Genomic DNA, 12,948 nt, shown 5'->3' on the forward strand with positions numbered 1-12,948 from the left:
TTTCAAAATGGCATGAAAGGTTGTTCTACATGGACGTTGAAGAGACTCAAACTACCCCTCCGCAGATATCCCCTGCTCAGCAAGGCGTATTCTTCGAACTGCTGAAGAAGCAGATACCGGCCTGGATGCTGGAATCATCGCAAGAGTCCAGGGCAGCGTTGTATGCAAGTCTGAAATCCGGCTTTCGCTCCCGATTCGCAGTGCTTGAAGAATTGCGCGCCTTCAAGTCCCCGGAACGTTTTTGTGCACCGCTGCTGGCCAAGGCGTTGTCGGCAAAGCTGGTCGAGCCTGTACAGGTTGAAGGCATCATTTTCCAACATGTTCGCTCTACTTCGAGTCTGCTTGGGCTGAGAAAGAAACTGGTGCTGCCAATCGACCGCGATCTGTTGGGGGCCGCCTGCGAAAACTTCGAACTCAGCGAAACTCGCGCAGAAAACTATCATGAAAGTTCATTGATATATGTCCCGGAACGAATCACCGGACACACCCACAGGATTCTCCCGATCCGCCCCCATGAGTTTGCGCAACTTTGCCGTGTGCTGGATCTGGGCAAAAGCTATCAGGCCCATGTGTCTGAGTTCTTCGGAGACAAGGCGCAACATGGCAGGCTGCGAAAGAAGGCGGTGGATTGCCTGAAAGACCGGTTTGAGGTTGAGCGGCATCTTGCGTATATGCAAAGGCATATAGGAAAGGATGTCTATGAGATGTTGAAGTCCGTCGTCGAGCGCAAGCCGTCGATCACTTTGGGCAAGAACACGTTGGGCTATCAACAGCTCAACATGCTCGACACGACACTCAATGGTCCGATGTTCATCGGGCCCGTCAGCGAGCATGTGGATGATGACTACCGGTGCGTTGTGTACATGCCGGGAGATCCATCGCACCCATTGAAGGAATATGCCTCGTTCTCCCTGTTCGAGGTGGAGTTGAGCCGTCGCTTGAAGTCACCCGCCTTCCGCCAATTCTTCATGCGCTTCATCAAACTGGAGGATCGGGCCAGGTTTCTTGAAAAACTGGATAAAGGCCTTGCAGTAAAGGTCTTCCGTTGGAACAGCAGTTTCGTGCAGGTCGATGGGCGTGACCTGGACGCCGAAAGCGATGACGACCTGTTTCTGGCGATCTATCGACAGCATGCCGAGCAAGTGCTGGCCGATGCCCGCTTGCTCGTGGTTCCGACCGACGACGAAGATGAGAAGAGCCGGCTGGCGAGGCTCGAAACCTACAAGGCCATTGGCCTCAACGCATTGGTGTTCATGGGGACATTCGTTCCGATGGTGGGCGAGGTTCTGTTCGCCGTCGCCGGCATCCAGCTGCTGGCGACAGTCTATGAAGGGGTTTCCCATTGGGCCGCCGGGGAACAGGAACAGGCGGCGGACTGCCTGTTCGATACCATCGAGAACCTGATCTTGATGACGGCACTGGGTACGGCCGCCAAGGGGGGAAGCAGCCTCTTCAAAGTCGTGAGGCAGAGCGATTTCGTCTCGCGATTGCGCAAGGTGCCGATTTCGCCCGACGGTATGCGCTTGTGGAAGCCCGACCTTACGCCCTATCGCGCAAAGCAAAGCCTTCCCCAAGGACTTGAGGCGAGCGGGCAAGGGCTTGTCACGTTTGGCCGCAAGCAGTATTTGAACATCGGTGCGGATCACTTTGCGGTCGAGCCCAGGTCAGGCACGAATGTCTGGGACGTGCTCCCGCAGCAGTCCGAACGATATCTGCCTGTACTCGAAACCAACGGTGCCGGTGCCTGGCGGCACGACGCCGAGCTGTTCCAGGACTGGAGTCCGCTGACCTTGTTCCGGCGCCTCGGTTACCGCGCAGAAAATGTGCCGGATGCCCAGGCCTCGCAGATTCTGGCTGTCACCGGCGTGGAGGCGCCTCAACTGCGCCGCGTGTTTGCCGAGCGCCGCAAGCCGATGGCGACATTGGTGGACACGGTCAGGCGATTTCGCGCCGACATTGCCGTCAATCGGTTCATCGAGCAGATGGGCAAACCGACATCTGCCCCGGCTGCCGATGCTGACCTGCAACTGTTCCTGCTGACATCTTCCGCCGACTGGCCCAGAGACACGGTCGTGAGTGTTGTCGACACTCTCGGCAACGAAACCAAGCGCTACGGCCCGACGACGGCGGCGCAGCAACTGAGGCTCGGTCAAGAGCTTTTGCGTAAGGGAACGTTTTACCCATCGCTCTTGGCGGGCCTCAAGACCCCGCAACGGCATCGGCTGCTGGGCATCACCTCCCAAGACCCGGCCAGCCAGACTGCAGCGCTCGTGGAAATGCTCGCCAACGATGCCGAACGCCTGCGGCTGAAGTTGTTTGAGCGGCTGGATGTGCGCACCGACATCAGCAGCGAGCCGCTGACGGCTCCGGTGAGGGTGGCGTTCCCCGGATTGCCGGGTGCGGTCGCCGATGAGTTGGCTCTCAATGCCGACGCCAGTGAATGGCAACAGCTCGAAGCCGGCAAGCTGCCGTTGCGCATCGGTGAGGAGGCACGGCGATACTCGCAAGTGGTGAGCCTGAATCGCGCCTATGAGGGGCTCTATCTTGACGCCCCGCGCGACTTGAACACGGATCTGGTCGTGCTCGACACGTTGGCCGGTCTGCCCGGCTGGCCACAGGATGTGTTCATCGAAATCACGCAGCAGGGGCGGTCTTCCGGCGACAAGGCCCGGACAGGCCCGGTCGGCGCCCGGCACAACGTGCTGCTCAAGGCGTTCGGGTCGCATTACCGGGCGGTCGATGGCAATGGAAAGTTGCTGGCAGGGTCGTCCTCGAACACCCGCGCGCATTTTTTCCAGACGTTGTGGCAGAGCCTGCCTGTCCACGCAAGGAAAGCGCTGGGTGTCGAGAAGGATGATTCGGCCGTGGACTTGCGCCGGAAAATCACCGCGTCAGCCCTGCAACGGCGTGATGATATCGCCCGTTTGGTGGCCGGGCAGTCGTGGCGTGCAGGTTACCGTTCGCCCATGGGATTGGCGGATCCTCGCGGTGAGCCTGTGGTGGAGTTCAAGCAATCGGCCCCCGTTTCCCGGATCGCTGAAGTGGCAGCGCTGCGCCAGCGGGCCCGTGAACTGTACCCCTTGCATTCGCTCGCGCGGATCGAGAGTTTTCTGATGACATTGGGCGACGACGAGGTGTTGGCGACTCGCGCTCTCGAAGCGCTCAGGCTGCAATACCTGACGATGCGCAATACCCTGGAGCAATGGATAAACAGCCAAACCCACTACCAGAAAGCGGACGGCACCCGACACACGGTTCCCAGGCGCAGCAAAGCCCTGGCCGCGCAGGCCATTTTGCGGGCATGGCGCAAAGAGTCGGGAACCGTCGGGCATCCCTCTGAAATCCTCGACAGCCTGACCTTCGATGCGCAGCCGTTGGGGGCGCTGCCGACAATCATCGGAGACTTCAGGCACATCGGCGCACTGGAAATGAACAATGTCGGGGACAGCGCGGGACTGAATGCGTTTCTGAAGAACTTCCCGAACCTGCACGGGCTGAGTCTCACCGGAAACGGCCTGGCCCGGGTGCCCTCGGCGATCGATGACATGCCGCGCCTGACCCACCTGGACCTGAGTGACAACCAGATCGCCCTGACGGCAGAGGCAGCGGCCGCATTGGCTGCCAAGGACCATCTGCAATCGTTGAACCTGAGCTTCAACCCAGGCCTCGGGCGGCTGCCGTCCTTTGCGTCGATGCGCAATCTACGACACCTGGCCCTGCGCGGCATCGGAGTCGACGCATGGCCGGCGGGCCTTGATGAACATCCGGTGCTTCGCACCCTCGACCTGCGCGACAACCGAATAAAAGTGCTGGCGGACGCGATCTTCAAGGCGCGTACGGAGCTGAACCACGGCACCAATGTCGACGGCAATCCGCTGTCGGCCAAGACGCTGGAGGACATTGTCCGCTATCAGCAAGCCACCGGTCTCAATCTTGGCGTGATCACCGTCGACTACGCCCATCCGCCCGTCGACCTGCTGCCTGACAGTGTTCCCGGAGCCCATTGGGCGAGCGGGCTGGCGCAGGAAGACATTGCGCCGATGCAGGCCGCCTGGGCCTCGTTGTCGGCCTACCCGCGTTCCCGGGACTTCTTCCTGGTGCTCGATCAGATGCGCAGTTCGGCCGATGACGTGCGTCAACATTCGAACCTGGCCGCTCGTGTCTGGAACCTGCTGCGGGCGGCTGCGGAGGATGACGGCTTGCGCAGCGAACTGTTTCGCATGGCACGGATCGGCCGGGTCAGCGCCGATGAGACCGGCGATGTATTCAATGATCTGGAGATCAGGGTGCTGTGCTATCGCGCCATGAGGGCGGCACGTACGGGCGAACGGTCGCTGGAGGGCGAACTGGTGCGGTTGCTGCGGGGCCTGTTTCGCCTGCAAGAACTGCAGAAGCAGGCTCAGATCGAGATCGGTAGTCGCCTGCGCGACAGCACCCTTAGCCGCCGGCAGGCGTTGGAACTGAGCCTGATCTATCGGGTCAGGCTGGCGCATCGCCTGGAGCTGTTGGCCCAGCCAGGTGCGATCGACACCGCGTTCGACGTCGACGTGACCGAGCAGCAGTTGAACAGGGCTTACGCAGCAGTGGTCAAGGCGGAGAACTCACCCGCGCTGCTCGATCTGATCAATGCCCAGCCTTTCTGGAGTCAATACCTGCATTCGACCCATCAAGGGTTGTTCCTCGGTGTGCAGGAACGCACAGCCCAAGCGTTTGCCGAACTTGAGACGCAAAACGATCTGTCGCGTGCGACCGCGACGCAGAGGATGATGGCGATCATGGACAATTTCCGAAATGAAAACCGCAGCCTGTACCAACGACTGACGCAAGAGGCGTTGGACCGGCATCCGGGCCTGGCGGTGCCTGAACCGGAGACGGCCGGGCGTTGAGGGACGCTCTGACCCTCGGCGACGCCTGAACGAACCGTGGCCCTGCCACGGTTTTTTTTGCCCGGCGATTCTTGGCGACAGGGGGAAAAATCCATTCGGTGCCGCTGATCGTTCCTACTTTCAAATCACGTCCATCAGGTTACGTTGCGCTATCTCCAGCACCGCAAAGGATTGCATTGCGACCATGACCGACAAAAACGACGACGCCCTGATCCTTCACCACCCGGACATGCGCTCGGCGCTGAACGCCACAGTGGCATCGGCGCTGCCCCTGACGCCGGAGGCCTTCGGCATCGCTCGGATCCGCTCCCGGTGGGGCGCCGACATCGATCCGCAGACTGCCCGGTTGGTCACGCTCGACTACGACCGTGACTCGGACCTGGGCAAGAACGGGGTGCATCACGGCAAGGTGACGCGCTCGCGTACCCTCGTCCGGGCCTTGCTGGACAACTATCAGACTGTCGCGGACGGGAGGTTCGGCGAGAGTCTTTTTGGCTTGTACACCCCGCCGGACATCGGCCCGACCGTCGTCGTCCAGGACGACGATCCGGGTGACGGCACGCCTGTACAGGGTTTGCTGCACAACTATGAAGGCCTCTACCGCCAGACGTCACCCCAGGTCTACGGCCCTTCCACGCAATTGCCCATCCGTGCGGCGGACTTCAAGCGGTGGGTCTGGACCCTGGAGCTGCGCTCGCTTTACCAGGCTTACCTGGACAGTGCCTGGCCTTCTGACGAGACCCTGTTGGCCGACACCCCCTATCCCTTGAGAACGTCCGTGAAAGCGGCCTTCATCATGAGCGCCTTTCTGCAGCACGGCGAGCGCAGCCTGAGCCGTGACGGGTTGGCGCTGGCATTGCGCAGCGCCGGGCTGGCGCCGGATGTGCAATGGAAGGATCTGGCCTTTGCCCAATTGCAGGCCGCTACCCGAGTGCAGGAAGGCATCGAGGTCGGCCGTCTGGCCCTTTACCGTTACACGGCCAAAGACATCTGGTACTTCCATGACCGTGCCAGCCGACGGGTGCTTCTGCACATTCCCGGCAATTCGTCGCCGTTGCACGAGTTCACGGACACCAGCCGGTTGCGCCAATGGCTCGCAGCGCAAGGCAGGAGCGAAGGGGGACGGCGGGCACTGGCTGCGCATTTTGCCGCGCAGGACATCGAGGACGGGCTGTTCCACGCCGGTGTCCTGACCGCGTTGGACGGCATGGGACTGTATCCGAAGGAACACTGGCTGGGCCGCACGGCGGGATTCTTCAACAATGACGGCTATTGGAACCCCGACGACTATGTCGTGCTGCAGCCAGTCGAAGGGCGGTGCGATCCGTTCGCCCAGTGGGTGCTGACCATGAAACAGGACGCGCTGGCCAGTGCCGACGGCATCCGCGACGACGTTCAGGTCAATCGCGATGAGTTCAGCGCGGTGGTCGAGCCGATCGTGCGATGGGTCAACCGTTTTGCGCCGCTGGCCTTGTTCGTGCCGGGCGGCGAGGGTGTGCTGGCGCTGGCGGGGCTGATCGATGCGGGCTACGGCCTCGATGCCGCCGTCAACGGCGGTTCGGCGCAGGCGCAGTCCGAAGGGCTGACGCGTACAGTGTTCGGCCTGCTGAACGCGTTGCCGGTGGCCGGGGAGCTCGCGGCGGTGAAAAGCGAAGCACGGGCCTGGCGGGCGTCGGAGGAGGGGGCGCCGGCCCTGCTGCCGGCCGGCGAGATGGCCGGCGATGCGCTGGAGCCTGCCGCCGCGCGCCTGGCTGCGTTGCGCGGACTGGGCGAGCCTGTCGCCTCCTTCACCGATGAGGCGCTGGCGCAGATCGAACGGGTCGTCGGCTGGAGCGATGAAGAACGGCAACTGACCGGCGACGGTTCGACAACGTTTCCTTTGCTGGCGGACGCCATCGACCGGTTCAGGCTTGAGCAGGCAATTGATCCGGCGCTGGATCCCGCCGTTCGCACGGAGCGGTTCAACAGCCGTTACCTGGCCCTTCAGCATTCCGGGAACGAATGGGTGCGGTTGTTTCAGGAGCAGTATCCGGGGTTACCCAAATCAGCCATCGAACAGCTGTTCAAGCGCGCGGATCTCGATGCCGGGCGTGCCTTTGATCCGAGCGAAGCCCGGCGAGCGCTCCGGGCGCTGGACGGCAAGGCCCGCCAGTACCAGGCCCATGCCCGTCTGGATCAGGCCTATGCGGGGCTGTACCTGCGCGCCATGAACAATTCGGACACGGACCGGCTCGCGCTGCACACCCTGAGGCATTTGCCGGGCTGGCCATCGGGGGTGGCCGTGCAGGTACTGGACAGCTCGATCAGCGGTCGCGTGCTGGAGCGAGCCGGGATGCCGGTCGCTCACGACATCCGCCGGTTGATCAAGGTGGGCAGTCGTTACCGCAGCGGTGACAGTGCACCGGATGAGGCCGGCGACCTGTACGGGGCCTTGTCCGCCGTGCTGACGGAGCAGGAGCGCTCGTCGCTGGGTGTGGCGGTGCCGGATCCAGCCGGTGCCTTGCGCCTGAAGCTTGGCGAGCATGCGTTGCCCCGCAACGAACTGCACAGGGGCCTGGAACGAGCGGACTCGGGCCTGACGTTCGAGTCCGGGGGCCGGCTGGCGGGGGGAGGATTCCCCCCGACCCTGGAAGGACAGGGCTTGACGGTCGAGGTGGATCGCTTGCAGGTCAAGGAGCTCTATCCCGAGTTCGACAATGCACAGGCGGATGCCTGGTTGCTTCAGGCCGGCCCGCAGGTACAGTCGACGCTGGCGGCGTTGCGCCTGGAGCTGGATCAACTGAACCTCGACCTGAATGAGTGGATCGGGCTGTCGGCGACCGACATCGATGACGTGGACATCGATTTTCTGGATCCGGCCGACGCCGAGGCGGCGCAGATGACGCCGGCGCAATTGGCCGAGCACAACCACAACCTGCTGGAGGACGCCATCGGCCACGAACATGCAATGCGCAGAGAACTTTCCCAGGAGTTGCTGGCCATCTGGCAGAAGCGGCCTCCCAGGATCAATCGTGTCGCGGCCGGTGAGCAGAGGGAGGTGTACCGTCTCGATCTGGATTTCGAGGACTATTTCCGCCTGCCGGTCACCCGGGTCCGCTTTGAGGAGGTGTTCGAGCTGTCGATGCGTGGATTACACGTGGTGGAGCGGGAAAGCCTTGACGCATTCCTTGAGAGTTTCCCGAACCTGCGCACCTTGAACCTGGAAAGCGTGGACACGCGTCGCCTGAACGACAACGACGTGCTGGAGGGGGCGCTACTGCCTTCGATCCTGAAGATGCGCCATCTGACCCGGCTGAACCTGCGTTCGACCTTCCTGGAGCTCAAGGAGTCCACGGCATCGCAGTTTCGGGAACTGACGCGCCTGCAAGAGCTCGACCTGAGCGACAACCCGCTCTTGGAGGCGCCGGTGGTGCTGGGCATGGACGAGCTGCGTGTCCTGAACCTGAGGAACACCGCGATCACCCGCTGCCCCGTCGGACTCCCGGAGCAGCCCGGCATGACCCTGCTGAACCTGGCCGACAACCGGATCGTGCGAGTGCCGCCGGCGGTGTTCAACCAGGCCATTTCGCGCCAGCGGGTCATGCTGTGGGGCAATCCCTTGTCCGATGAGGGCTCGCTGGAAAGGGTCGTCGAACATCGGCGGCGCACCGGCATCAACCTGTGGCTCGCTCCGGCCCGGGAGGATGACGGCGTAGAGCCCTGGCTGCGGGAAGGCAACGGGGCATTGAGTCAGGCACGACGGTCGGTGTGGGCGAGCGTGGGCGCGAAACCGTCCGGCCCGACCCTGTTGCGCAGGGTGAACGGTTTGAGCCTGACGGCGGACTTTCGAGTGGCCTACCGGGAGCTTCAGGCGCGCGTCTGGTTGTTCTTGGTGCAGGCCGATGCCAGCGACGAACTGTGGGGTTTCTTGACCAACGGGTTGGAGAGCGCATCAGGCGACGCCGAGAACCCGTTCGTTGCGTTCGAGGAGTTGGAGAACCGGGTGCGGTTCTACAGGGACTGGGTGGCGTTGGGGCGGCCTGTGCCGATGACCGGTTGAGCCGGTCGTGCGTCGTTGTCCTGCCCGCTCAGGCCAAGCGGGCAGGACGGTCGTTCAGCGGCGACGGAACAGCGGCAGCGGTTCGTCGGTGGCGGCCTGGTAGGTCACCGAGAAGTCCTTGAGGCTTTCCAGTGCTTCGTACGGATCCTTGTCGGCACGCAGCGCGTAGGCGTCGAAGCCGCAGCGGCGCATGTAGAACAGCTGGTCGCGCAGCACGTCGCCGATCGCCCGCAGTTCGCCCTTGAAGCCGTAGCGGTCACGCAGCAGGCGGGCGTTGGAGTAGTTGCGCCCGTCGGTGAAGGCCGGGAAGTTCAGGGCGATGACCTGGAACTGCCCCACGTCGTCGCCGATCTCCTCGGCTTCTTCGTCGGCGTCCAGCCAGACGCCCAGGCCGCCGTCGCGGGCCTTGAGCGCATGGGCGTGGTCGCGCCACAGGGCCAGCGGCACGATCAGGTCGTCGCAGTTGGAGATGCCGTCGAGGGTCGAGTCCTTGGGCAGCAGGTGCCAGGTTTCGTCGATGACCTCGTTGTTCTTAATGATTCGCTGCATAGACGCGTTCCTTGAAGAGGTCGATGCCGATACGCTGGTAGGTGTCGATGAAGCGCTCGTCTTCGGTGCGCTGCTCCACGTACACGTCGATCAGCTTGGAGATCACGTCGGGCATGTCTTCCTGGGCGAAGGACGGGCCGAGGATCTTGCCCAGGCTGGCGTCGCGGCTGGCGCTGCCGCCGAGGGACACCTGGTAGAACTCTTCGCCTTTCTTGTCCACCCCGAGGATGCCGATGTGGCCGACGTGGTGGTGGCCGCAGGCGTTCATGCAGCCGGAGATGTTCAGGTCCAGCTCGCCGATGTCGAACAGGTAGTCCAGGTCGTCGAAGCGGCGCTGGATCGATTCGGCGATCGGGATCGACTTGGCGTTGGCCAGGGAGCAGAAGTCGCCGCCAGGGCAGCAGATGATGTCGGTCAGCAGGCCGATGTTCGGCGTGGCGAACCCTTGCTCGCGCAGCTCGCCCCACAGGGTGAACAGTTGGTTCTGCTCGACGTCGGCCAGGATGATGTTCTGCTCGTGGGAGGTGCGCAGCTGGCCGTAGCTGTAGCGCTCGGCCAGGTCGGCGACGGCGTCGAGCTGCTTGTCGGTGATGTCGCCCGGCGCGATGCCGGTCGGTTTCAGCGACAGGGTCACGGCCACGTAGCCCGGCTTCTTGTGGGCCAGGGTGTTGCGGGTGCGCCAGCGGGCGAAGCCCGGGTGCTCCTTGTCGAGCGCGGCCAGTTCGGCGGCCTGGTTGTCCAGGGCCTTGTAGTCCGGATCGACGAAGTGTTTGGCGACGCGGTGCACTTCGGCTTCGGTCAGGGTGGTCTGGCCGCCGCGCAGGTGCTGCATTTCGGCTTCGACCTTCTCGGCGAAGACCTCAGGGGTCAGCGCCTTGACGAGGATCTTGATCCGCGCCTTGTATTTGTTGTCGCGACGGCCGTAGCGGTTGTAGACCCGCAGGATGGCGTCGAGGTAGCTCAGCAGGTCCTGCCACGGCAGGAACTCGTTGATGAACGCCCCGACCACCGGGGTACGGCCCAGGCCGCCGCCCACCAGCACGCGGAAGCCCAGTTCGCCGGCGGCGTTGTGCACCGGCTCAAGGCCGATGTCGTGGACTTCGATGGCGGCGCGGTCGGAGGTCGAACCGTTGACGGCGATCTTGAACTTGCGCGGCAGATAGGCGAATTCCGGGTGGAACGTGGTCCACTGACGGACGATCTCGCACCACGGGCGCGGGTCGATCAGTTCGTCGAAGGCGACACCGGCGAACTGGTCGGTGGTGACGTTGCGCAGGCAGTTGCCGCTGGTCTGGATCGCGTGCATCTGCACGGTGGCCAGCTCGGCGAGGATGTCCGGGATGTCTTCCACCGCCGGCCAGTTGAACTGCACGTTCTGGCGGGTGCTGATGTGGGCGTAGCCCTTGTCGTAGTCGCGGGCGATCTTGGCCATCATGCGCACCTGACGCGAGGTCAACTGGCCGTAAGGCACCGCCACCCGCAGCATCGGGGCGAAACGCTGGATGTACAGGCCGTTCTGCAGGCGCAGCGGCCGGAATTCCTCTTCGCTCAGCTCACCTGCCAGATAGCGTCGGGTCTGATCACGGAACTGCTTGACGCGGTCCTCGATGATCCGCTGATCGTATTCGTCGTATACGTACATATAAGTCCTGTTCTCAGGCTTGGGCCACTCGGAAAACGCTGCTTTTATTTGCTTGCTTGAGACCGAGGGATGCTCTGCAATTCTGCGCGCACGGCCGCGCACTCCCAACGGAGCCGGGGCAATATACCCGTTTGCGTTTATGCGCAAAAGTGATGTTTGAGTATATGTAAAGAACGAAATCGCCTAACGGAACCGGGTATCCGCTAACCCACATTTGTCGTACGGACAATCATCGTCTTAACTGTGGTCGAGTCTTCTGCAATCACCGACAAAACCGACAAGAGGCGATGCAATGAGCAACCCAACCAAAGCAAGGAAGAGCGACAGCACCGTTGATGCCTGGGCCATTCTGTTCCTGATCATTCTGGTCGTGGGCACGGCGGTGTTCTGGGTCAGTCATCAATAAGCGACCCGTCCGGGCCCGGTACCGACGGTTGTCGGACAAATTGCAGGATCAAGCGCCAGTGGCCGGTTGATCGAAGGCTATAATGCGCGGCCGTTTTTCCTATGGGCCCGGATGTTTCATGTTGAAGATTCTCCACCTCAGCCTGCTGCTGTTCGGCGCGGTTTTCGGATCCTGCGCGCGGGCGGAGTCGGTGCTGTTCCTCAATCCGGGCACGGAGCAGGAAGCCTTCTGGGTCAGCTATTCGCAGTTCATGCAGGCCGCCGCCCGGGATCTGGGCATCGACCTTGAGATCGTCTATTCCCAACGCCGCCCCGAACAGACCCTGGCCCAGGCCCGGCTGGCGCTGCAGGGCACCCGCCGCCCGGACTACCTGGTGTTCGCCAACGAGCAATACGTGGCGCCGCAGATCCTGCGCATGGCCCACGACAGCGGCGTGAAGCTGTTCATGGTCAACGCCGCCTTGACCCCCAACCAGCAAAGCCTGGTGGGCGAGCGCGCCGACCGGATCGGCAGCCTGGTGCCCAACGACGAGGAGGGCGGCTACCTGATGATGAACGAGCTGATCCGCCTGCACCCGGCGGTGGCGCCCAGTGAGGAGATCGAACTGCTGGCGTTCTCCGGGCTCAAGATCACGCCGTCGGCGCAATTGCGCGAAAGGGGCATGCAGCGGGCGCTGGCCGAGCATCCTCAGGTACGCCTGCGCCAACTGGTCTACAGCGGCTGGACACGCCAGCGCGCCTACGAGCAGGCCAGGCAGTTGCTCGCCCGTTACCCGAAGGTGTCGTTGGTGTGGTCGGCCAACGACGAAATGGCGTTCGGGGCGATGCAGGCCTTCACCGAAGCGGGCAGGGTGCCGGGCAGGGACGTGCTGTTCAGTGCGGTCAACACTTCGCCGGCGGCCTTGCAGGCGTTGCTCGACGGTCGTCTGAGCGCGTTGCTCGGCGGGCATTTCACCCTGGGCGGCTGGGCGCTGGTGGAATTGCACGACCATGCCCAGGGCGTGGACCTGGACCGCTACGGCGGGCGCGACCGGCAGATCCCGCTGATGCAGTTGATCGACAAGGCCCAGGCCCGGCAGATGCTGGCCATGGGCAATTCTCCGAACTACGGCGTGCCGTTCCGCAAGCTGTCGGCCAAGGGGCGGCCGGCATCCTACCGTTACCCGTTCAGCCTGCAGACACTGATGCACTGACGCGCGTCAGACGCCCGCCAGATGCACCACCAGCTTGACGATGGCGAACAGCGTCAGCGCGAACAGCGCCGTGAAGGCAATGCCGAGGATCACGAAGTGGCTGGGCTTGCCGTGGGTGAAGTCCCGGGCGCGGTTCTTCCCGCTCTGCACCCCGAACGCAGCGGCCATGACGCTGTGCACCATCTGCCAGAAGGTCGGCGGCTTGTTGTCGACTGGATCGTCCATAAATCCCCC

6 protein-coding genes are annotated in these 12,948 nt (G+C 63.0%); 3 read left to right on the forward strand and 3 right to left on the reverse strand.

Annotation, left to right across the window (positions count from 1 at the left end; genetic code table 11):
* Window positions 1-29 precede the first annotated feature (29 nt).
* Complete coding sequence (locus KVG96_RS09250) at window positions 30-4,886, forward strand: dermonecrotic toxin domain-containing protein (protein ID WP_217891743.1); 4,857 nt, start codon at window positions 30-32, stop codon at window positions 4,884-4,886.
* 184 nt (window positions 4,887-5,070) lie between these two features.
* A complete protein-coding gene (locus KVG96_RS09255; protein ID WP_225927234.1) occupies window positions 5,071-8,925 on the forward strand; it encodes a leucine-rich repeat domain-containing protein in 3,855 nt (1,284 codons plus the stop codon).
* 54 nt (window positions 8,926-8,979) lie between these two features.
* On the opposite strand, the gene KVG96_RS09260 is transcribed toward KVG96_RS09255, so the two are convergent.
* Window positions 8,980-9,474 (reverse strand): DUF934 domain-containing protein, encoded by a 495-nt coding sequence (locus KVG96_RS09260; RefSeq protein ID WP_217891744.1) that lies wholly within the window; start codon window positions 9,472-9,474, stop codon window positions 8,980-8,982.
* Window positions 9,458-11,116 (reverse strand): nitrite/sulfite reductase, encoded by a 1,659-nt coding sequence (locus KVG96_RS09265; RefSeq protein WP_217891745.1) that lies wholly within the window; start codon window positions 11,114-11,116, stop codon window positions 9,458-9,460. The genes KVG96_RS09260 and KVG96_RS09265 overlap by 17 nt, the downstream gene beginning before the upstream one ends.
* Window positions 11,117-11,640: 524 nt before the next feature.
* Between KVG96_RS09265 and KVG96_RS09270 the strand changes: the two genes are divergently transcribed.
* Complete coding sequence (locus KVG96_RS09270; protein ID WP_217891746.1) at window positions 11,641-12,714, forward strand: ABC transporter substrate-binding protein; 1,074 nt, start codon at window positions 11,641-11,643, stop codon at window positions 12,712-12,714.
* A gap of 6 nt (window positions 12,715-12,720) precedes the next feature.
* On the opposite strand, the gene KVG96_RS09275 is transcribed toward KVG96_RS09270, so the two are convergent.
* Window positions 12,721-12,939, reverse strand: coding sequence for a DUF2970 domain-containing protein (locus KVG96_RS09275; protein WP_085586170.1), 219 nt, complete (start codon window positions 12,937-12,939; stop codon window positions 12,721-12,723).
* Window positions 12,940-12,948: the final 9 nt, after the last annotated feature.

Origin of the sequence: Pseudomonas ekonensis, from assembly GCF_019145435.1 — a bacterium.
GTDB classification, from domain to species: domain Bacteria; phylum Pseudomonadota; class Gammaproteobacteria; order Pseudomonadales; family Pseudomonadaceae; genus Aquipseudomonas; species Aquipseudomonas ekonensis.